Here is a 20356-nt window from a genome sequence, read left to right on the forward strand (position 1 = left end):
CGTCATCTCGATCGTTTACCTTCGCCCGATCGTGTTTGTAGGAAAGCACAAATCCGCTGGCTGTAGGAGCCTGGGATTCATGCGCCGCGGCCGTAGCCGATCACCCACTCCGGTCTGTGTACTGGCTCACACACCGCGCACTCCACCCACCGAGGTAGCTGATGGATTTCCTTCGCCCCGACACCCTCGCCGAGGCGCTGGCCCTCAAGGCGCAGCGCCCGGACGCCGTGCCCATCGCCGGCGGCACGGACGTGATGGTGGAGCTGAACTTCGACCACCGTCGTCCGGCCGCGCTGCTCGACCTGACCCGGATCGCCGAACTCCGCTCCTGGGACGCGGACGGCGACAACGGCGACACGGTGCGCATCGGGGCCTGTGTGCCGTACACGCGGATCATCGAGGAGCTCGGCGAGCGTCTGCCGGGGTTGGCGATGGCCTCCCGCACGGTCGGCTCACCGCAGATCCGCAACCGCGGCACGGTCGGCGGCAACCTCGGCGCTGCCTCACCCGCCGGTGACACCCACCCGGTGCTGCTCGCCGCGGACGCCACCGTGGAGGCCGCCTCCACCAGGGGCACCCGGCTCATCCCGGCCACCGACTTCTACCTGGGCGTGAAGCGCAACGCGCTGGAGCCGGACGAGCTGATCACGGCGGTCCACGTGCCCGCCACGCGGGCGCCGCAGCAGTTCTCCAAGGTCGGCACGCGCAACGCCATGGTGATCGCGGTGTGCTCGTTCGCCGTCGCCCTGCACCCCGCGCAGAACCGGGTCGGCGCGGCGGTCGGCAGTGCCGCGCCCACGCCGCGCCGGGCGTCGGCCGCCGAGGAGTTCCTGTCCGCCGAGCTGACCTCCACGAACCAGTGGGAGTCGCCGAAGCCGTTGCTGGACTCGGTGAAACGCCGGTTCGGCGATCTCGTCGCCGAGGCCGCGAGTCCCATCGACGACGTGCGAGGCTCGGCCGCGTACCGCAAGCACGCCCTCTCCGTGCTGGCCCGCCGCACGCTGGGCTGGGCCTGGCAGGACTACTCCGGGAAGGTGGCCTGAACATGCGCGTCAACGTGACGGTGAACGGCGAGCCGCGGCAGGCCGACGACGTGTGGGAGGGCGAGAGCCTGCTGTTCCTGCTGCGCGAGCGGCTGGGCCTGCCGGGTTCGAAGAACGCCTGCGAGCAGGGCGAGTGCGGCTCGTGCACTGTGTACCTGGACAACACGCCGGTGTGCTCCTGTCTGGTGGCCGCGGGCCAGGTGCAGGACCGCGAAGTGCGGACGGTGGAGGGTCTCGCCGACGGCGATCGGCTCGACCCCGTCCAGGAGGCGTTCGTGGAGGCGGGCGCGGTGCAGTGCGGGTTCTGCACGCCCGGTCTCGTGGTCGCCGCGCACGACCTGCTCGACCGCGTGCCGCAGCCCAGCGACCCGGAGATCCGCGAGGCGCTGGCCGGGAACCTGTGCCGCTGCACCGGCTACGAGAAGATCCTGGACGCGGTGCGCCTGGCCGCCACCCGGAAGGCTGCGCCCCGGGGAAGCGGCGCCCAGGAGAGCGGGAGCCGATGACCCCGACGATCCTCGACGGCGTCGCGGTGGCCACGGTGGACGCCGCGGGCACCGAGCACGCGTTCGGTCACGTGGTGATCGAAGACGGCCGGATCACCGCGGTCGGCCCCGGCCAGGCGCCCAAGCCCACCGGCCCGCACACCTGGATCGACGGCAGCGGCTGCCTGGTCACCCCCGGTCTGGTCAACACCCACCACCACCTCTACCAGTGGGCCACCCGGGGCATCGCCCAGGACGCCACGCTGTTCGAGTGGCTGACCACGCTGTACCCGGTGTGGCGCGGCCTGGACGCCGAGATCACGCACTCGGCGGCCTCCGCCGGGCTGGCGCGGCTCGCGACCACCGGCTGCACGACCGCCGCCGACCACCACTACGTCTACCCGCGTGAAGGCGGCGACCAGTTCGAGGCCCTGGTGAACGCCGGGAAGCGCATCGGCATCCGCCTGCACGCCATCCGCGGCTCGATGGACCGCGGCCGGTCGCACGGCGGCCTCCCACCGGACAACCTGGTCGAGGACACCGAAGCCGCGCTCATCGCCACCGAACAGGCCGTCAACGACCACCACGACACGAGCCCGGACGCGTTGATCCGGGTCGCCGTCGGGCCGTGCTCGCCGTTCTCGGTCAGCCCCGAGCTGATGACCGGCGCGGCGGAACTGGCCCGCGCCAAGGGCGTCCGGCTGCACACCCACCTCGCCGAGACGATCGACGAGGAGGACCAGTGCCAGGCCGAGTTCGGCTGCACGCCCACCGAGTACGCCGAACGCCTCGGCTGGCTCGGTGACGACGTGTGGCTCGCGCACACCGTGCACCTGTCGTCCGACGCGGTGAAGCGGCTGGGCGCCACCGGCACCGGCAGCGCGCACTGCCCCACGTCGAACGGCCGGCTGGGCACCGGCATCGCCCCGGTCCGCGACCTTCTCGACGCGGGAGCACCGGTCGGCCTCGGTGTGGACGGCGCGGCGTCCAACGAGTCCTGCGGGATGGTCGAAGAGCTGCACCAGGCCCTGCTGCAAGCCCGCCAGCGCGGCGGACCCAAGGCGTTGGACGCCCGCGAGGCGCTGTGGCTGGGCACCATGGGCGGCGCGCGCTGCCTCGGGCGTGACGGGGAGATCGGCTCGATCGAACCGGGCAAGCTCGCCGACCTGGCCGTGTGGCGCCTCGACGGCCTCGACCACGCGGGCATCGACGACCCGCTGGCCGCCCTGGTCCTCGGACCGCAGCCCAGACTCAAGCTCCTGCTGGTGGGCGGCCGGACCGTGGTGGACGACGGCGAGCTGCGCACCGCCTCCGAAACCGACCTCGCGCGCGACCTGCGTGCCGCCGCCAAGCGACTGAAGGGGACGCTATGAGCCTCACCCCGGCCGAACTGACCTCCGCCGTCTCCGGTGGCATCGGCTCCAGCCCGCAGCGGCCCGACGGGAACCTCAAGGTGCGCGGCGAGTTCGCCTACGCCTCGGACCTGTGGCACGAGGACATGATCTGGGGCGCGACCCTGCGCAGCCCGCACCCGTACGCGCGGATCGTCTCGATCGACCTGACCGAGGCGTTGCAGGTGCCCGGTGTGTACGCGGTGCTCACGCACCAGGACGTACCGGGGCAGAACCGGTACGGCCTGGAGCACAAGGACCAGCCCGTGCTCGCTGAGGAGGTCGTGCGCTACCAGGGCGAACCGGTCGCCCTGGTAGGCGCGGACCACCCGGAGACCGCGCAGCGCGCCATGAAGCGCATCAAGGTCGAGTACGAGGTGCTCACCCCCGTCGTGGACATGGAGACCGCGGCCGACGACACGCCGCTGCACCCCGGCGGCAACCTCGTGCGGCACGTGCCCGTCCGGCGCGGCGACCAGCACGCGGAAGCCGAGGTCGTGGTCACCGGCCGGTACGAGGTCGGTATGCAGGACCAGGCGTTCCTCGGGCCCGAGTCCGGCCTGGCCGTGCCCGACGAGGAGGGCGGCGTCGACCTCTACATCGCCACCCAGTGGCTGCACGTCGACCAGGCCCAGGTCGCGGCGGCCCTGGGCCTGCCGCTGGAGCAGGTGCGGCTGACGCTGTCCGGTGTCGGCGGCGCGTTCGGCGGGCGCGAGGACCTGTCCATGCAGGTGCACGCGTGCCTGCTGGCGCTGCACACCGGCAAGCCGACCAAGATGGTCTACAACCGCGAGGAGTCGTTCTACGGCCACGTGCACCGGCACCCGGCGGTGCTGTACTACGAGCACGGCGCGGACCACACCGGCAGGCTCGTGTACGTCAAGGCGCGGATCTACCTCGACGGCGGCGCGTACGCCTCCAGCACCGGCGCGGTGGTGGCGAACGCGGCGACGCTCGGTGTCGGCCCCTACGACGTGGACAACGTGACCGTCGACTGCTGGGGCGTCTACACGAACAACCCGCCGTGCGGCGCGATGCGCGGGTTCGGCGCGGTGCAGGCCGGGTTCGCCTACGAGTCGCAGATGGACAAGCTCGCCGAGGCGCTGGGCATGGACCCGGTGGACCTGCGGATCGTCAACGCGATGAGCGAGGGCTCGGTCATGCCGACCGGCCAGGTGATCGACTCCGCCGCTCCGGTCGCGCAGCTGCTGAAGCTGGTAAAGGACAAGCCGATGCCGCCGCTGTCGACCGTGGTGGACCTGCGGGACATGCCCGGCGGGGTCTCCAACACCACCCACGGTGAAGGCGTGGTGCGCGGCGTGGGTTACGCCGTGGGCATCAAGAACATCTGCTTCTCCGAGGGCTACGACGACTACTCCACCGCACGGGTCCGGTTGCAGGTCATCAACGGCGAGCCGGCCGCGTTGGCGCACACCGCGGCGGCAGAGGTCGGCCAGGGCCTGGTGACGATCATGCAGCAGATCGTGCGCACCGAACTGGGGGTGGAGCGGGTGACGATCCTGCCGATGGACACCAGCATCGGCAACGGCGGCTCCACCTCCGCGTCCCGGCAGACCTACGTGACCGGCGGCGCGGTGAAGGCCGCCTGCGCGGCCGTGCGGGAGAAGCTGGCCAAACTCGCCGCCAGCCGTGACCTGTCCGCTGTGGACATCGCCGGGACGGACCTCACCGGGGTGGACCTGGCCGAACTGCTGGGCGACGAGGTGATCGACGAGACGGTCGAGTGGCGGCACCGGGCCACCGAGCCCATCGACCCGGAGACCGGTCAGGGCAACGCGCACGTGCAGTACGGGTTCGCCGCGCACCGCGCCGTGGTGGACGTGGACGTGGAGCTGGGCCTGGTGAAAGTAGTCGAGCTGGACTGCGCGCAGGACGTCGGCAAGGCGCTCAACCCGCAGGCCGTGCTGGGCCAGATCCAGGGCGGCTCGGCACAGGGCCTCGGCCTCGCGGTGATGGAGGAGATCCAGACCGCGGGCGGCAAGGTGCGCAACCCGTCGTTCACCGACTACCTGATCCCCACCGTGCTGGACATGCCGCCCATGAGCATCGACGTGCTGGAACTGGCCGACCCGCACGCCCCCTACGGTGTGCGCGGCGTCGGTGAACCACCCACCATCTCGTCCACCCCGGCCATCGTCGCGGCCATCCGCGCCGCCACCGGCCTCGCCCTGACCCGCGTGCCCGTGCGACCGGAACACATCACCGGCACCTGATCCCCGCCCCCGCCACGCCCACCACGCTCGTCGTGGCCGGTACGCGCGCGCCCTGAGGAGCACCCCATGACCACGTCCGTCTCCCCCGACCACGCCTGGCTGCGCGAGTCGATCGAGCTCGCCACGCGCAACGTCGCCGCAGGTGGCGGCCCGTTCGGCGCGGTGATCATCCGCGCCGGCGAGGTGATCGCCACCGGCACCAACCAGGTCACCCCGACGCTGGACCCGACCGCGCACGCCGAGGTCGTCGCCATCCGCGCGGCCTGCCAGGCCGTGGGCGACTTCCGGCTCACCGGCTGCGTGCTGGTGTCGTCGTGCGAGCCGTGCCCGCTGTGCCTGTCCGCCGCACTGTGGGCGCGGGTCGACCGGGTCGTCTACGCCGCCGACCGGCACGACGCCGCCGCGGCCGGGTTCGACGATCGCGAGTTCTACGAGTTGTTCGGCCGGCCCCGCGACACGTGGAGCCTGCCGGTGCACCAGATCTCCACGGGCGAGGACAACGCGCCGTTCACCGCGTGGCTGTCCCGGACCGACCGCGTCGACTACTAGCCGGAGCCGGTCCACAAGATGAGCTAGTTCCTTGGTCATGAGCCCAGGTTCGGCGGAATTCCCGGACTCCGCACCAACTTCTTCGCCGGCTGTGGACAGCTCCGGGGCCATGGATAACTTCACGACCGAGGAGGCACCCGATGGTGCCTAAGCGCCCAGCAGACCGCGTTCGTAGGCCACCGCGACAGCGGCGGCACGGTCCTTCACGCCGAGCTTGGCGTAGACGTGCACCAGGTGCGTCTTCACCGTCGCCTCGCTGATGAAGAGCTTCGCCGCCGCCTCGCGGTTCGTGCACCCGCGCGCGATCAGGCCCAACACCTCCACCTCGCGGTCGCTCAACGGCTCCGCCGCAGGCTGCCGCACCTGACCCACCAGCCGGGTCGCCACCGACGGCGACAGCACCGCCTGTCCCCTGGCCGCCGAACGCACCGCCCGGAACAGTTCCTCCCGGGGCGTGTCCTTCAAGAGGTACCCGGTAGCGCCGGCCTTGATCGCGGGCAGCACGTCACTGTCCGTGTCGTACGTGGTCAGCACCAGCACACGGGTCGGGAAGTCGCGCAACTGTTCGATGGCCGTGACGCCGTCCACACCGGGCATCCGCAGGTCCATCAGCACGACGTCCGGCCGCACGGCCCGCACTACCGTCACCGCCTCCGCGCCGTCCGCCGCCTCACCCACCACCTCGACGTCACCAGCGCCGGCGAGCATCCCGCGCAGCCCGTCGCGCACCACCGGGTGGTCGTCCACGATCACCACGCGGATCACCGGGCAACCTCCGCCGGGATCGCGGGCACGGACGCGGACACCGCCGTGCCGCCGCCCGGCTCGGACTCCACGACCAGCGCGCCCGCCAGGCGGGACACCCGCTGCCGCATTCCGACCAGCCCGAATCCGTCCGTCCGCACCGTCGGGTCGAACCCGGCGCCGTCGTCGCGCACGTCCAACGTCACCACGTCCTCCATGTACGACAACGTCAACCCGACGCGCGAGGCGCCGGCGTGCTTGGCCACGTTGGTCAACGCCTCCTGCGCGGCGCGCAGCAACGTCACTTCCACCTCGGGGTGCAGAGCGCGCGCTGCACCCGTCGTGTGCACCGACGCAGGCACCCCCGTTTGGTCCATCCATCCCGCAGCGACCTCGGCCAACGCGTCCGGCAGGTTCGCGCCCTCCAAGGCGGGCGGGCTGAGGGCGTGCACGGAACGGCGCGCCTCGGCCAGGTTCTCCCGCGCCAGCCGCAACGCCGTTTCGACGTGCCGGGGCGGGTTCTCGTCCGCCTGGAGCTGCGTGATGATGCCGGTGAACCCCTGGGCGAGCGTGTCGTGGATCTCCCGCGCCAACCGCTGCCGCTCGTCCAGCACGCCCGCCTCCCGGGCCTGGATGAGCAACTGGGCGTGCAGGCCCGCGTTCTCCTCCATCATCGCCGCCATCTCGGCGACCATCTCCTTGCGCCGCCGGGACTGCTCCGTCGTGACGTGGCCCAGCATGGTGAACGTGGAGGCGATCGTCACGATGACCAGGACGACGGCCAGATAGATCAGGATCGGCCCCACCTCCGCCGGCGGGAGGCCGCCGAACAGGGACGTCGCCGCCAGCACACCGGTGGCCGCCACCCCGGCCAACTTCCACCGGCCGGGCAGCACTTCGATGGCGTAGATGTACCCGGCGAAGGAGTAGAACCCGAACATCGGGTCGCGCAGCCCCAGCACCGCGTACGCCACCAGGACACCGACGAAGAACACCGCCATCAGACCGGGGCGGGAGCGCCAGCCGGGGTGCAGGGTGAACCACCACAGCATCCACAGGCCGGTCGCCACCGCGATGCCGACGTTGACCGCCTTGGTCTGCCCCGGGTCCGTCCCGATCACCAGGTACATGGCGGTCGTCAGCACCAGGACGAAGTACGGGATGGCGTGCCCGGCGACGTCCAGCCGCCGTTCCCAGGTGTCCAGCGCGTCCGTCACGGGCACCCCCTACTCCCAGCGGAACGACTTCGCCGCGACCGTACCGGCTGCCAGCGTGATCAGGGCCAGGACGGCGAGTTGCACCGGGTCCGGCGCGATGCCCAGCCACGACTCCTGCAACGCGCCGACGCCCGGCGGCAGGTACTCGCCGACGCGGATCAGGAACTCCGGCATCAGGAACCGGGGCAGGTACGCGCCGCCGAAGAACATGACCAGCATGAACGCCACGGTCGACCAGCCACCCGCGGACCGCGCGTTCGGCGCCCACGCCGCGACCAGCAGGCCCAGGGCGGACAGCGACAACATGCCCAGCAGGCACGTCGCCAGGAACCCGAGCGGGTGGTGCGGCAGGTCGATGTCGAACACCAACCGGCCCACCAGCATGAGCAGCACGATGGAGATCACGCCCGCGAGCAGGTTGACGACGACCTGGGCGATCAGCAGGCGTGCCGGGTGGACCGGGGTGGTGGAGAAGCGGCGCAGCACGCCCTTCTCCCGGTAGGTGGCGACGGTGGCGGGCAGCTTGTTCAAGCCCAGGAACGCCAACGCGATCACCACCAGGGTGGACACGTAGGCGTCGATGAACCGCAGGTTGCCGAAAGTCGGGTCCGGAGTGCGCAACGCGGGGATCGCGCCGAGCACCAGCAGCAGGATGGTCGGGAAGAGGACGGCGAACACCACCGCGCTCGGCTCGCGCAGGAACAGCTTCCACTCGGTGTTGACGATCTTCAGCATTGTCCCTACTCCGTGAGCGCGCGGCCGGTGAGGCGGATGAAGGCGTCGTCCAGGTCCGCCTGCTCGACGCGCAGGTCGGCGGCGACGATCTGGTTGCGGGCCAGGACGGACGTGACGGCGTGCAGCAGGTTGCCCGTTCCTGTCACAACGAGCTGCGGTCCGTGCTTCTCGACCTGTGAGACCTCGGGCAGCTCTTCCAGCAGCACGACGTCGAACGGCGTGGTCGGCCGGAACCGGACCCGCTGCTCACCGTCCACTCGGGACACCAGCCCGGCCGGGCTGTCCACCGCGACGAGCCTGCCCGCGTCGATCAGGGCGATCCGGTCGCACAGCCGCTCGGCCTCTTCCATGAAGTGGGTGACCAGGACGACCGTGACGCCGGCGTCGCGGATCTGCTCGACCAGGCTCCACGTGTCGCGGCGTGCCTGCGGGTCCAGGCCCGTGGTGAGCTCGTCCAGCACGGCCACCTTGGGCTTGCCGATCAGCGCCAACGCGATGGAGACGCGTTGCTTCTGACCGCCGGAGAGCTTGCGGTACTCGGTCTTGGCGCGATCGGCCAGGCCCAGGCGCGCGAGCAGTTCACGCCAGTCGGCGGGGTCGCGGTAGAAGGAGGCGTAGAGGTCCAGCGCCTCGCCGACCCGGATGCGGTCGGGCAGTTCGCTCTGCTGCAGCTGCACGCCCAGGCGGGTGCGCAGCCGCGCCCGGTCGCGTTGCGGGTCCAGGCCGTCGACCCTGATGGTGCCGCCGTCCGGCGAGCGCAGCCCCTCGACGCACTCGACGGTCGTGGTCTTTCCCGCCCCGTTCGGACCGAGGATTCCGAAGATCTCCCCCTCGTCGACGGCGAACGAGACGCCGTCCACCGCGACTTTCTGGTCGTACCTCTTGACGAGGTCGACCACCTCGATGATTGCCATGCGTCCAGCGTCGTCGCGGCGGCGTTCGTCCGGATCACTCGGCGGGCCAGATCTCGGATCAACCGATCGGTTGATCCCCCGTAGACCACCCTGAACCCTCGCTGGGTGTTCTGAGCGTTGAATTCGGCTGTTCCGAACGTTGGACACGCACGTTCTGAACGTTGGACACGCGCGTTCCGAAGGTTGGACACGCGCGAGTTGAGTGTTCGACTCTCGGGGGCTGGGGGTTGGACTCGCGGGGGTGGTTTAGGTGGTGAGGCCGTGTAGGACCTGGGTGATCAGGGCGGTGACCACTGATTCGTTGTGGGGTTGGTCGCCGGGGCGGAGGGTGCGGGCGGCGGCTTCGACGGCGCCGTGGATCAGGGTGGCGCGGAGGGCGGGCGCGGGGACGTCGGCCTCGGCCAGGACGTCGGTCAGGGGGGCCAGGAGCTTTTCGTGTTCGGCGCGGATCTGGGTGCGGGCGGATTCGGGGAGTGTGTGGGCGGAGAGGGCTACGACGGCGCTGTGGCTGCCGTCGGCGATGATCTCCAGCTCGGTGCGGAGGTAGGCCTCGATCTTGGCCTCGACGCCGTCCACCGAGCGCACCGCGTCGACCAGCTTGCGCGCCCACTCCGGCAGCTCGTCGGACACGATGGCGGCGACCAGCTCCTCGCGGGAGCGGAAGTACTCGTACAGGCTCGGCCGCGACAGCCCGACGCGGCGGGCCAGCGACGCGAGGGTCAGCGCGTCCGCGCCCTCCGAGGCGACGATGTCGCGTCCCGCGTCCAGCAGGTCCCGCAGCCGGTTCGCGCGGTGCTGCGCCAGGGTGTCGGCGCTGATCCTGGGCACGCGCCACATCCTAACCCTTGCTTTACCGACGCGCCGTTGGGATAGTTCCCTACACAGCGTCGGGAACCACGGAGGTGTCGGATGTTCGTCGCGACCAACCGGTTGTTCGTCCCCGCCGAGCGCGCCGAGGAGTTCGAGGCGCACTTCAGGAACAACATGCGCACCTACCTGCCCGGCGTTCCCGGCCTGCGCCGCAGCACGTTGCTCCGCCCCACCCGCCCGGACCAGCCGTACGTGTCGGTCAATGAGTTCGACAGCGAGGACGACTTCCGCGCCTGGGTCGCGTCGGACTCGTTCAAGGAGGCGCACAAGCGCAACGCCGGCATCGCCCGCCACGTGACGGGCAACGCCGTGGAGACCTTCCAGCCGTCGGAAGACCTCGTACTCCTCACCTGAACAGCGTGATCACCATTACGGGATGGTGATCGCCTTCATCCGGTTGATCTCGTCGGTCTGGGACGCGACCACGTCGTTGGCCATCTCCTCGACCCGCACGTCGGAACCGGTGGACAGCAGCTCGATCGCCATCTGCAACGCGCCTTCGTGGTGGGCGATCATCAGCTGGAGGTAGAGCCGGTCGAAGTCCGCGCCACTGGCCGCCTTCAACGCGGCCAACTGCTCGTCGGTGGCCATGCCGGGCATGGACTCGTGGTCCACGTCCGGCAGGTCGGCGCTGTGACCGTGCGTGGACGCGCTCTCGGCGAACTGCCGCTGCCACTGCTCCATGGCGCCGATCTCCGGGCCCTGCGCGTCGTAGATCCGCGAGGCCAGACCGCGCACGGTCTCGTTCTGCGCGCGCTCCGGCGCCAGCGCGGACATGTCCAACGCCTGCTTGTGGTGCACGATCATGCGGGCCACGTACTTCAGGTCCGCCTCGCTCGGCGCGACCCACCGGTCGGTGCCGATGTCGTCCGGCGACAACGTCTGCGCCTGCTCACCAGGGCCTTGCGGCGCGATGATCGGCGGCTGGTCCCCCGCCTGCGCGGTGCACCCCGCCAGGACGGCGATAAGCACCGCGACGAACACGATCCGCATCCCACTACCCCCTAAGACCTCCGGTCGGCAGCCAACGTACCCGTCGGGTCCCGGCGGCCGAAAGCCAGAAGATTCCCAACGAATGGGCCTAGTCCTTAGCGTTGCGAAGGGGCGATACTGCGGGCCCTGCACTGGGTGGAAGGGGAACCTGAAGTGGAAGCACGCGATTCGACCCGACGGCGGAGGAAGCCGCTGGCGGTCTTGGGGGCGTTCGCGCTTAGCCTGTCGGTCCTGAGTTGGGCGCCTCAGGCGACCGCGGCTCCGGACGACGCCGATCTGGCCGGCCTCTCGGAGGCCCAGCTCTCCAGCCAGGAACAGCCGGCGACCGGCATTCCCGGCGTCGACGAGATCCGCAACAGCCGCAACGTGAAGTTGCTGGCCAACCTGCCGAAGCCCGCGCCGTTCACGGCCAACACCACGTGGTCCGACCTGGCTTTCCAGGGCGGCTACGCCTACGACGGCAACTACGACGGCTTCGTCATCTACGACATCCGCAACCCGCACAAGCCTTCGGTCGTGAGCACGGTGCTGTGCCCCGGCTCGCAGAACGACATCTCGGTCAAGGACAACCTGCTGTTCCTGTCGACCGACTCGTCACGCAGCGACAACTCGTGCTCCAGCACGCCGCTCCCCGCCACCAACAAGGACGCGTGGGAGGGCATCAAGGTCTTCGACATCAGTGACAAGAAGAACCCGAAGTACGTCGCCGCGGTCGAGACCAAGTGCGGTTCGCACACGCACACGCTGGTGCCGGACAAGAAGGGCAAGGACGTCTACCTGTACGTCTCGTCGTACGGGCCCAGCGCGACCTTCCCGGACTGCCAGCCGCCGCACGACCTGATCTCCATCGTCAAGGTGCCGCTGAAGAACCCGGCGGCGGCCTCGCTGCTGACCGAGACCGTGCTGTTCCCGGACGGCGGCAACCCCGGTCGTGACGGCACGATCGAGGACGGCTACGTCCGCGCCACCTCCGGCTGCCACGACATCACCGTGTACCCGTCGAAGGACCTCGCGGCCGGCGCCTGCATGGGTGACGGCGTGCTGTGGGACATCTCCGACCGGGAGAAGCCCCGCGAGATCAGCCGCGTGCAGGACAACGTGAACTTCGCGTTCTGGCACTCGGCCACCTTCAACAACGCCGGCACCAAGGTCGTCTTCACCGACGAGCTCGGCGGCGGCGGCGCGGCGGTGTGCAACGAGAAGATCGGCCCGACGCGCGGTGCGGACGGCATCTACGACATCACCGGTCGCGGTGACGGTCGCGAGCTGGAGTTCCGCTCGTACTACAAGATCTCCCGGACCCAGGCCGACACCGAGAACTGCGTGGCGCACAACGGTTCGCTGATCCCCGTGCAGGGTCGCGACATCATGGTGCAGGCGTGGTACCAGGGCGGCATCTCGATCTGGGACTTCACCGACTCCAGCAACCCCAAGGAGATCGGCTGGTTCGAGCGCGGCCCGCTGCCCAACGGCGCGGGCGGCGGCTCGTGGTCGGCGTACTACTACAACGGCTACATCTTCTCGTCCGACATGGCCAAGGGCTTCGACGTGCTGGACATCCGCGACCCGCGGACCGCGACGGCGAAGTTCGTCCGCATCGGCGAGTTGAACGTGCAGACGCAGGGTTCCTACCGGGACCTGTTCCCGAGGTAGCCCGGACGGCCTAGCCGTTGGAGACACCAGGAGGGGCCCGCCGCGCGGTCGCGGCGGGCCCCTTCGTCCGCACCGCCCGTGAACATTGCATATCCCCCCTTTTAAAACCGCATTTTCGCGGACCTGTACTCCTTGGTGGTGAATTAGTTCGCGGTCGGCCCTACCGCGAGTAGGATCGACGTGATTCCTCTTCACGAATTCCTCGCGAGGAGTATTCCCATGCCGGACATGACCCTCTACCGGGGTGAGCGCGACAATGTCTGGCCGCACCCTGCCGTGCGCCTCATCTGGGGTGGCATGACCATTCGGGACCCGTGGCCGGGCGCGCGCCTGCCGAACCAGACGGCCACCGGCGCGTGGTGCACGCTGTCGCGGGCGATCAGCACCGGCGGCGGCGACCTGGCGGCGTTCTCCCGCACCCTGCGCACGGCGGGCGTCTCCTACGGCCTGACCTTCGCCCGCACGCCGGTCCCGGTCGAGTCGGAATCCGACCACCACTACGTGATCACCATCCAGCACGCCCGCACGTTCCTGCTGCGCTACGGCGGCGTGGGCGGCTGGGCACTGGGCGACGAAGTGCCGTGGGTGACCGATCCGACCCTGGCCGACCAGGATTACGTGGTGTTGAACGGATCGGGCGTGAGCCGGTCGACGGTATTGGGTTACGGCCATTTCGCCGACGCGCCGGAAGTCACCTTGTTCACCGATGTGCCAACCGGGTGGGTGACTTCGGTGAACGGTCTGCCGATCGGTGCCCGCGGTGTGCGCGTGCTGACCGATTCGGCGTTGTCCGAAGCCGAACGGCTCAGGTTGACGAAACTGCGCCGACCGTAGCGCCGCGCCGTCCGGAAAGCACGAACGCCACGAGCGCGCCGAGCCGTCATCGGGTCGTCAGGCCGGGATCACGCCTCCACCACCATCAGCCTGTTCTCCGCGAGGTCCAGCGCGACGGTCGTGCCGGGCGGGAAGTCGGCCGCTCGGCTGGACGGCTGGTCCACCCGCACGATCTGCTCACCGCCGTCGAGCCGGACCGACAGCCTGGTCACCGGCCCGAGGAAGCTCTGCGTCAGCACGTTGCCGACCAACGCGCCGTTGGCCTGACCGCTGTGCTGTGCGATGCCGATGTCCTCCGGCCGCACGATCACCTTGACGTCACCGGACAGCCCCTCGGCCGCGTCGGTGGCCAACCGGAACGCGCCCAGCCGCACGCCACCCGCCTCGGCCGTGCCGTACACCGCGTTGGTCACGCCGACGAACTGCGCCACGAACGCCGACGCGGGCTCCCGGTACACGACCGCGGGCGTGTCCAGCTGCTCCAGCCTGCCCTGCGACATCACGCCGACGCGGTCGGAGACGGCCAGCGCCTCCTCCTGGTCGTGCGTGACGAACAGCGTGGTCATGCCCAGCTCGGTCTGGATGCGCCGGATCTCGTCACGCAGGTTCACCCGCACCTTCGCGTCCAACGCGGACAGCGGCTCGTCCAGCAGCAGCACGCGCGGCTGGATCGCCAACGCACGGGCCAGCGCCACCCGCTGCTGCTGGCCGCCGGACAGCTGGTGCGGGTACCGCTTGCCCAGGTGGGCGAGCCCGACCAGCTCCAGCAGTTCGGCGACCCGCCCGGTCCGGTCGGGCGCTTTCCGCAGCCGCAGGCCGAACGCGACGTTCTGCGTCACGGTCATGTTCGGGAACAAGCTGTAGGCCTGGAACACCATGCCCATGTCCCGCTTGTTCGCGGGCACGCCGGTGATGTCGCGGCCGTCCACCAGGACCGTGCCCGCGTCGGCGGTCTCGAACCCGGCGACGATGCGCAACGCGGTCGTCTTGCCGCAGCCGCTCGGTCCGAGCAGGCTGACCAGCTCGCCCTCGGCGAGGGCCAGGTCGAGCCCGTCGAGCGCGGTCTGGCCGCCGAACGACTTGCGCAGCCCGTCCAGTCGCAGGTACCCCATGATCAGCCTTCCTCGACGGCGGTGTCCCGCCGACGCCTGCCGATGAACGAGAGCAGGAACAGCAGCACGAACGCGAACAGCAGGCTCAGCAGCGACACCGCGATCGACACGCCCGCGTCGCGCTTGCCGAGCAGGTTGACCTGAACCTGCAAGGTGTTGAAGTTCAGCAGCGACGCGATGGTGAACTCGCCCAGCACCAACGCCACCGACAGCAGTGACGCGCCGATCAGCGCGGTGCGGATGTTGGGCACCACGATCCGCAGCAGCACCGTGCCCCAGGACGCGCCGAGGCCGCGGGCCGCTTCCGCCAGCGTCTTCAGGTCGATCGCGGACAGGCCCGCGTCGATGGCCCGGTAGGCGAACGGCAGCACCAGCACCGCATAGGCGAACGTCAGCGTCAACGGCGAGTCGCCGAGGAAGTAGTTCACCCACGCGTACAGCGGCGCCATGCCCACCACCAGCACGATCGCCGGGATGGCCACCGGCAGCAGGCACAGGAACTCCACCAGCCGGCGCAGCTTCGGCAGCCGCAGCCGAATCCACGTCATGGTCGGCACCAGCAGCACCAGCATGACCAGCGAACTGGCCACCGCCAGCTGCACCGACACCAGGATCGACTCGACCAGGTCCGGGTCGTCCACGATCCCCGACCACGACGCGAGGCTGCGCGTGCCGCCCGCACCGCGAGTGGAGAACTCCGCCATCGCGAACAGCGGCAGCAGGAAGAACACGCCGAGCACCAGCAGGATCACGAACCGGGCGACAGCGCGTCCGGTCGATCTGGTCAGCTTTGTCACCGCTGCCATCGGGCGAACCTCCGCTGCAACAACGCGTACAGGCCCATCGCCACGCCGACCACCACGACCATGCCCAGACCGAGCGCCTTGCCCAGGTTCTCCTGCCCCAGCAGCACCTCGCCGGTCAGGAAACCCCGGATCTGCAACGGCACGATCGGGCTGCCCTGCGACACCAGCGCCGCCGCCGTGGCGTAGGCGGAGAACGCGTTGGCGAACAGCAGCAACAACGAGCCGAGGAACGCGGGCAGGAGGATCGGGCCGCCGACGTGCCGCCAGTACGTCCACGACGAGCCGCCGAGGCTGTCCACCGCCTCCCTCCACTGCGGACGCAGGCCGTCCAGGGCGGGCAGGAACACGATGACCATCAGCGGGATCTGGAAGAACGTGTAGACCAGGGTCAGGCCGGGCAGTTCGAACAGCCACGCGCCGGTGGCGAACAGGTCGACGCCGAACGAGTCCCGGAGGAACTGCGTGACGAAGCCCTGGAAGCCGATCGTGGCCAGGAACGCGAACGCCAGCGGCACGCCGCCGAACTGCGCGAGCACACCGGCGCCGGCCACCACCACACGGCGCAGCAGCCCTTCCGGCTTGCCGACAGCCACCGCCCACGACAGCAGCGCGCCGAACACCGCGCCCAGCAGGGCGGTGATCGCGGACAGCTCCACGCTGCGCAGGAACGCCTGGAGGTACACGCCTCGGGTCAGGTCGGCCAGGTTGGCCAGCGTGAAGGCGCCGTCCGAGTCCTGGAACGACCCGGCGAGCACCAGCACGGTCGGGTAGAGCAGGAACGTGCCGACGTAGGCCAGGAACGGCACCACGACCAGCCACGCCAACCACGTCCGACCGGGCCCGCGGCCGGGGGCGGCTTTCCCGGTGCTATCCCCTTTCGGGCCATCCCCGACCGCGGTCGTGACGGGTGCGACCACCGGTCAGCCCACCGCCTGCGCCCACGTGGTGGACAGCACCTGCTTGGCCTTGTCGGACTGCGCCTGGGTCAGGAACACCTGCTCGCCCTCGGTCTTCGGCAGCTTGGCCGCCGCGTCCGCGTCGACCTTGCCGGACTTGGTCATCGCGTCCATTCGAACCGGCCGCGACAGGCCCTTGAGGAAGATGTTCTGGCCCTCGTCGGAGTACAGGAACTCCTGCCACAGCCGCGCGGCGGCCGGGTGCGGCGCGTCCTTGTTGACCGCCTGGTTGTAGTACGCGCCGACCTGCGCGCCGGACGGGACGACGACCTTCCAGTCGGCCTTGCCCGCGAGCTTCGCGGTCTGCGCGGCGTTGGTGTAGTCCCAGTCGATCACGACCGGCGTCTGACCGGACTCGATGGTCGCGGGCGACGGGTCGACCGGCAGGAAGTTGCCCGCGGCCTTGAGCTGCTTGAAGAACTCCACGCCGGGTGCGATGTCGTCGGCCGAGCCGCCGTTGCCCAGCGAGGCCATCACCACGCCGGAGAACGCGGCGCCGGCCTGCGTCGGGTCGCCGTTGAGCGCGACCTTGCCCTGGTACTCGGGCTTGAGCAGGTCCTTGACCGACGTCGGCGCGGGCACCTTGGCCGCGTCGTAGCCGATGGACATGAAGCCGCCGTAGTCGCCGTAGTAGAGCCCGGTGGACTCCTTCAGCTCGGCGGGGATGTCCGCCCAGGTCTGCACCTGGTAGGGCGCGAACAGGTCGGTGTTGGCCAGCGCCACGTTGAGGCCGAGGTCGAACACGTCCGGCGCGCGGTCGCCGCCCTTGAGCTGCTTGGCGGCGTTGATCTCGTCCTGGCTGGAGGCGTCGGGCTGGGCGGAGTCGACCGCGATGCCGTACTTCGCCTCGAACGCCTTGATCATCTCGCCGTAGTTGGCCCAGTCCGGGGGCAGCGCGATGACGTTGAGCTTGCCCTCCTTCTTGGCGGCCTCGACGAGCTTGTCCAGCCCGCCGAACTCGGCGGCGGACTTCGCGGTGGCCGCGGGGGTGTCACTCGCGGCGCCGTCCTTGGGCGGTGGCGTGCCGCAGGCCGCGACGAGCGCCAGCGCGGTGACGCCGATGCCGACCGACCGCAGGACTCGGGTGTGGTTCACGGGTCGAACCTTCCTCGGGTGACAAGGTTTTTACGCGCACGAGCAAAACGTTCAGACCAGCGGAGGATTCGGGACGTCGTGATCGTTTGTCAAGCCGGGGACGCCGACTGAGACCTGTTCGATGACGTGGGCGAATTCCCGGTGGCCCGCGGGTTAACGGGCGGGCCGCACGGCACTCCGGCCGGTACCGGCCGGATTCGCCCGGTCAGCCCACGGTGTTGGGCCGTCGGACGTCACCGGCAACGTCGACATTCACCGCCCGGAACGCGCCGGTGGGCCGTTGGGGTGAGCCGTGTTCGGAAAGGGATGAACCACCGGCCCTATTTCTGCCTAATTGTCTACTCATATTACCCGGGCCCGGTAACACGCCCCGATCGGCTTTCGACACCCGGTTGTCACGTGACGGAAATGCCCCGAATCCCCTACCCCCGGAAGGGCAGATCCATGCGTCACCCACGAAGATTCACCGCGTTGGCCGCTGCCGGCGCGCTGCTGCTCCCCGTCGGACTGCCGTCGACCGCGTCGGCCGCACCCGTAGCCGGAGAGGACGTGCTCTACACGCTGGACGCGGATTTCGACCAGGGCGTGCTCCAGGACGTCAACCACGACTCCCCGAACAACGACCAACTGCAACTCGACCGGCGCAGCGCGTTCTTCCCGTTCGTCAACGTCGCCGCGTCCGCGCGCGGCACGATGCTGCGCATCGACGTGAACACCGGCGCGATCGTCGGCGAATGGCTGTCCGCGCCGAACGGGCGCGGGCGCAACCCGTCCCGCACCACGGTCGACAAGCTCGGCAACACCTGGCTGTCCAACCGGGACGAGGCGACGGGCGGGCAGGGCTCGGTCACCCGCGTCGGCGTGATCCTCGGCGGCACCAGGGTGAACGCCGACGGCACGGACAACCCGACGGGCGACTACCTGAAGGGCCCGTTCGCCTACAACACCTGCGAAGACCGCGACGAGGACGGCTTGTACGCCACGTCACGCGGTCGGGATGACATCCGGCCGTGGACCAACGCGGGTGGCGCCGACAACAACGGCGGCGTCACCACCGCGGCCGACGAATGCCTGATCACCTACAGCCGGGTCGCGGGCACGAACACCCGCACGGTCGCCGTGGACGCCGACAACAACCTGTGGACCGGCGGCTCCAACACCCAGCACCAGAAGATCTCCGGCGCCGACGGCTCACCGCTGACCGCGCCGTTCAGCCTGGGCTGCGGCGGCTACGGAGGGCTGGTCGACCAGGCGGGCACGCTGTGGTCGGCCCGGTACGGCTCGAACCTGCTGCGCTACGAACCCGGCACGGACAGCGGCGCGTGCCTGGACACCACGCACGGCGATTACGGCCTGGGCATGGACCCTCGAACGGGCGAGATCTGGCACACCAAGGTGGCCGGTAACCGGGTCGTGAAGCTGGCTGCCGACGGCACCGTGCTCGGTTCCTTCCCCCACGGCAACGAGAACGCGCAGGGCGTCGCGGTCGACGGCGAGGGCAACGTGTGGGTGGCGCACGCGCTGTTCGGCGCGACCACGGTCGGCCACCTGCGCACCGACGGCACGTACGTCGGAAACGTGACCCTGCCCGGCGGCACCGGACCCACGGGTGTCGCGGTGGACACCAACGGCAAGGTGTGGGTCACCAACCTCACCACCAACAACGCCCAGCGCATCGACCCGGACGCCGGTCCGGTCGGCGGCGGCGGGTTCCCGGTCGGCGCGGTCGACCTGACCGTGGACCTCGGCGAGGGCGCGGGGCCGTACAACTACAGCGATATGACCGGATCGGTGCTCGGCGAGATCACCGCGCCGGTCGGCACGTGGTCGGTGGTGCAGGACGGCGGCGTCACGGGGCAGACCTGGGGCACGGTCACCTGGAACACCGAGGCGGAGGGCAGCGTCCCGCCGGGCACCTCGATCACGGTGGAGGCGCGCACGTCCGACACCGAGGCGGGCCTGGCCGGCGAGGCGTTCGCGCCGGTGGCCAACGGGGTCGAGTTCGCGCGGGTCGGCCGGTACATCGAGGTGCGGGCGACGTTGACGGCGAACCCGTCCGGTGACAGCCCGGTGCTGTCGGACCTGCGGATCAAGACCTCGGAGCGGACCGGTGTGTTCTCCTGCCAGGCGACCGCGCTGAACCTGGCCGGGATCGTGGTGGCGCGCGCCAACCCGCCGGACGTGCCGTGCGTGGACGACTACGCCAACGTGGCGAACGTGAACCTGTCCGCGGGCATCCTGGGCGTGCGGGCCAACGCGTTGACCGCGCGGACCGAGCAGACCCCGGACGACCTGCTCGCCCTGCCACCGGCTCCCGGTGACGGCGCGGTGTCCACCGCCCGGATCGAGTACACCCGGATCAGCAGCCTGCTGGTGAACATCGAGGTGGGCGTCATCCAGGCGAGCGCGTCGGTGACGTGCGACGCGAACCTCAACCCGGTGTTCGCCGGGTCGTCGCAGATCGCGAGCCTGCGGATCAACGGGGTCGCGGTGACCGTGGGCAGCGCGCCGCTGACCATCCCGCTGTTGATCGGTTCGTTGCAGCTCAACAACACCACGACCACGCCGACCAACGTGGTGCAGCGGGCGTTCGCGCTGGACACCGCGTTGACCGACGTGGTGCTCGGTGAGGCGAAGGCGAACGTGGAGGCGTTGCCGGGCGAGCCCGGCGGCAGTCCCTGCCGGGTCTGAGCGAGCACCCCACTAGTAGCCGTACTATATGTAG

The 20356-nt window shown here is 70.1% G+C and carries 19 protein-coding genes; 9 read left to right on the forward strand and 10 right to left on the reverse strand.

Going from position 1 to position 20356, the window contains the following annotated elements:
- Positions 1–161 precede the first annotated feature (161 nt).
- The 5 genes from ALI22I_RS11265 (at position 162) to ALI22I_RS11285 (ending at position 5702) form a co-directional block, all read left to right on the forward strand.
- Positions 162–1043, forward strand: coding sequence for an FAD binding domain-containing protein (locus ALI22I_RS11265; protein WP_077005412.1), 882 nt, complete (start codon positions 162–164; stop codon positions 1041–1043).
- 2 nt (positions 1044–1045) lie between these two features.
- Positions 1046–1549 (forward strand): (2Fe-2S)-binding protein, encoded by a 504-nt coding sequence (locus ALI22I_RS11270; RefSeq protein WP_077005413.1) that lies wholly within the window; start codon positions 1046–1048, stop codon positions 1547–1549.
- Positions 1546–2901: an 8-oxoguanine deaminase gene (locus tag ALI22I_RS11275; RefSeq protein ID WP_077005414.1), complete on the forward strand. Its 1356-nt coding sequence runs from the start codon at positions 1546–1548 to the stop codon at positions 2899–2901. Before ALI22I_RS11270 ends, ALI22I_RS11275 begins: the two co-directional genes overlap by 4 nt.
- On the forward strand, positions 2898–5153 hold the full coding sequence (gene pucD, locus ALI22I_RS11280; protein ID WP_077005415.1) for a xanthine dehydrogenase subunit D: 2256 nt from the start codon (positions 2898–2900) through the stop codon (positions 5151–5153). The genes ALI22I_RS11275 and pucD overlap by 4 nt, the downstream gene beginning before the upstream one ends.
- Positions 5154–5219: 66 nt before the next feature.
- Entirely contained in the window at positions 5220–5702 is a 483-nt protein-coding gene (locus tag ALI22I_RS11285; RefSeq protein WP_077005416.1) for a nucleoside deaminase, read from the forward strand.
- Positions 5703–5849: 147 nt separating this feature from the next.
- On the opposite strand, the gene ALI22I_RS11290 is transcribed toward ALI22I_RS11285, so the two are convergent.
- From ALI22I_RS11290 to ALI22I_RS11310, 5 genes are all read right to left on the reverse strand, one after another.
- Positions 5850–6467 carry a response regulator gene (locus ALI22I_RS11290; RefSeq protein ID WP_077005417.1) on the reverse strand — a complete coding sequence of 206 codons (618 nt, stop codon included), beginning with the start codon at positions 6465–6467 and terminating at the stop codon, positions 5850–5852.
- Positions 6464–7669 carry a sensor histidine kinase gene (locus tag ALI22I_RS11295; protein WP_238598304.1) on the reverse strand — a complete coding sequence of 402 codons (1206 nt, stop codon included), beginning with the start codon at positions 7667–7669 and terminating at the stop codon, positions 6464–6466. The genes ALI22I_RS11290 and ALI22I_RS11295 overlap by 4 nt, the downstream gene beginning before the upstream one ends.
- 3 nt (positions 7670–7672) lie before the next feature.
- Positions 7673–8398 carry an ABC transporter permease gene (locus ALI22I_RS11300; protein ID WP_077005418.1) on the reverse strand — a complete coding sequence of 242 codons (726 nt, stop codon included), beginning with the start codon at positions 8396–8398 and terminating at the stop codon, positions 7673–7675.
- Between the two features lie 5 nt (positions 8399–8403).
- Positions 8404–9312 carry an ABC transporter ATP-binding protein gene (locus ALI22I_RS11305; protein ID WP_077005419.1) on the reverse strand — a complete coding sequence of 303 codons (909 nt, stop codon included), beginning with the start codon at positions 9310–9312 and terminating at the stop codon, positions 8404–8406.
- 246 nt (positions 9313–9558) lie between these two features.
- Entirely contained in the window at positions 9559–10140 is a 582-nt protein-coding gene (locus tag ALI22I_RS11310) for a TetR/AcrR family transcriptional regulator (protein WP_077005420.1), read from the reverse strand.
- A gap of 81 nt (positions 10141–10221) precedes the next feature.
- Here ALI22I_RS11310 and ALI22I_RS11315 point away from each other — a divergent pair, with 81 nt between their 5' ends.
- On the forward strand, positions 10222–10536 hold the full coding sequence (locus ALI22I_RS11315; protein ID WP_077005421.1) for an antibiotic biosynthesis monooxygenase family protein: 315 nt from the start codon (positions 10222–10224) through the stop codon (positions 10534–10536).
- 15 nt (positions 10537–10551) lie between these two features.
- Here ALI22I_RS11315 and ALI22I_RS11320 read toward each other — a convergent pair whose 3' ends face one another.
- Positions 10552–11175 carry a DUF305 domain-containing protein gene (locus ALI22I_RS11320; protein ID WP_077005422.1) on the reverse strand — a complete coding sequence of 208 codons (624 nt, stop codon included), beginning with the start codon at positions 11173–11175 and terminating at the stop codon, positions 10552–10554.
- A gap of 153 nt (positions 11176–11328) precedes the next feature.
- On the opposite strand from ALI22I_RS11320, the gene ALI22I_RS11325 reads away from it, so the two are divergent.
- Together ALI22I_RS11325 and ALI22I_RS11330 are read left to right on the forward strand one after the other, a co-directional pair.
- Positions 11329–12828, forward strand: a complete 1500-nt coding sequence (locus tag ALI22I_RS11325; RefSeq protein ID WP_077005423.1) for an LVIVD repeat-containing protein — start codon at positions 11329–11331, stop codon at positions 12826–12828.
- 219 nt (positions 12829–13047) lie between these two features.
- Positions 13048–13662, forward strand: a complete 615-nt coding sequence (locus tag ALI22I_RS11330) for a hypothetical protein (RefSeq protein ID WP_077005424.1) — start codon at positions 13048–13050, stop codon at positions 13660–13662.
- Positions 13663–13730: 68 nt separating this feature from the next.
- Here the strand turns inward: ALI22I_RS11330 and ALI22I_RS11335 are convergent, their stop codons facing one another.
- The 4 genes from ALI22I_RS11335 to ALI22I_RS11350 form a co-directional block, all read right to left on the reverse strand.
- Positions 13731–14774: an ABC transporter ATP-binding protein gene (locus ALI22I_RS11335; protein ID WP_077005425.1), complete on the reverse strand. Its 1044-nt coding sequence runs from the start codon at positions 14772–14774 to the stop codon at positions 13731–13733.
- A 2-nt stretch (positions 14775–14776) separates the two neighbouring features.
- Positions 14777–15580: an ABC transporter permease gene (locus ALI22I_RS11340; RefSeq protein ID WP_077005426.1), complete on the reverse strand. Its 804-nt coding sequence runs from the start codon at positions 15578–15580 to the stop codon at positions 14777–14779.
- Complete coding sequence (locus ALI22I_RS11345) at positions 15568–16404, reverse strand: ABC transporter permease (protein WP_238598305.1); 837 nt, start codon at positions 16402–16404, stop codon at positions 15568–15570. Before ALI22I_RS11345 ends, ALI22I_RS11340 begins: the two co-directional genes overlap by 13 nt.
- A 96-nt stretch (positions 16405–16500) precedes the next feature.
- Positions 16501–17631, reverse strand: coding sequence for an ABC transporter substrate-binding protein (locus tag ALI22I_RS11350; protein WP_077005428.1), 1131 nt, complete (start codon positions 17629–17631; stop codon positions 16501–16503).
- A 444-nt stretch (positions 17632–18075) separates the two neighbouring features.
- Here ALI22I_RS11350 and ALI22I_RS11355 point away from each other — a divergent pair, with 444 nt between their 5' ends.
- Positions 18076–20322 (forward strand): hypothetical protein, encoded by a 2247-nt coding sequence (locus ALI22I_RS11355; RefSeq protein WP_202970937.1) that lies wholly within the window; start codon positions 18076–18078, stop codon positions 20320–20322.
- The last annotated feature ends 34 nt before the right edge of the window (positions 20323–20356 follow it).

Origin of the sequence: Saccharothrix sp. ALI-22-I (assembly GCF_001984175.1) — a bacterium.
Taxonomy (GTDB): domain Bacteria; phylum Actinomycetota; class Actinomycetes; order Mycobacteriales; family Pseudonocardiaceae; genus Actinosynnema.

Coding starts and splice junctions, on each gene's coding strand:
- ALI22I_RS11300 (WP_077005418.1), bottom strand. CDS start 8,398: ATGCTGAAGATCGTCAACACCGAGTGGAAGCTGTTCCTGCGCGAGCCG.
- ALI22I_RS11270 (WP_077005413.1), top strand. CDS start 1,046: ATGCGCGTCAACGTGACGGTGAACGGCGAGCCGCGGCAGGCCGACGAC.
- ALI22I_RS11335 (WP_077005425.1), bottom strand. CDS start 14,774: ATGGGGTACCTGCGACTGGACGGGCTGCGCAAGTCGTTCGGCGGCCAG.
- ALI22I_RS11340 (WP_077005426.1), bottom strand. CDS start 15,580: ATGGCAGCGGTGACAAAGCTGACCAGATCGACCGGACGCGCTGTCGCC.
- ALI22I_RS11265 (WP_077005412.1), top strand. CDS start 162: ATGGATTTCCTTCGCCCCGACACCCTCGCCGAGGCGCTGGCCCTCAAG.
- ALI22I_RS11305 (WP_077005419.1), bottom strand. CDS start 9,312: ATGGCAATCATCGAGGTGGTCGACCTCGTCAAGAGGTACGACCAGAAA.
- ALI22I_RS11285 (WP_077005416.1), top strand. CDS start 5,220: ATGACCACGTCCGTCTCCCCCGACCACGCCTGGCTGCGCGAGTCGATC.
- ALI22I_RS11315 (WP_077005421.1), top strand. CDS start 10,222: ATGTTCGTCGCGACCAACCGGTTGTTCGTCCCCGCCGAGCGCGCCGAG.
- ALI22I_RS11330 (WP_077005424.1), top strand. CDS start 13,048: ATGCCGGACATGACCCTCTACCGGGGTGAGCGCGACAATGTCTGGCCG.
- ALI22I_RS11355 (WP_202970937.1), top strand. CDS start 18,076: ATGCGTCACCCACGAAGATTCACCGCGTTGGCCGCTGCCGGCGCGCTG.
- ALI22I_RS11275 (WP_077005414.1), top strand. CDS start 1,546: ATGACCCCGACGATCCTCGACGGCGTCGCGGTGGCCACGGTGGACGCC.
- ALI22I_RS11320 (WP_077005422.1), bottom strand. CDS start 11,175: ATGCGGATCGTGTTCGTCGCGGTGCTTATCGCCGTCCTGGCGGGGTGC.
- pucD (WP_077005415.1), top strand. CDS start 2,898: ATGAGCCTCACCCCGGCCGAACTGACCTCCGCCGTCTCCGGTGGCATC.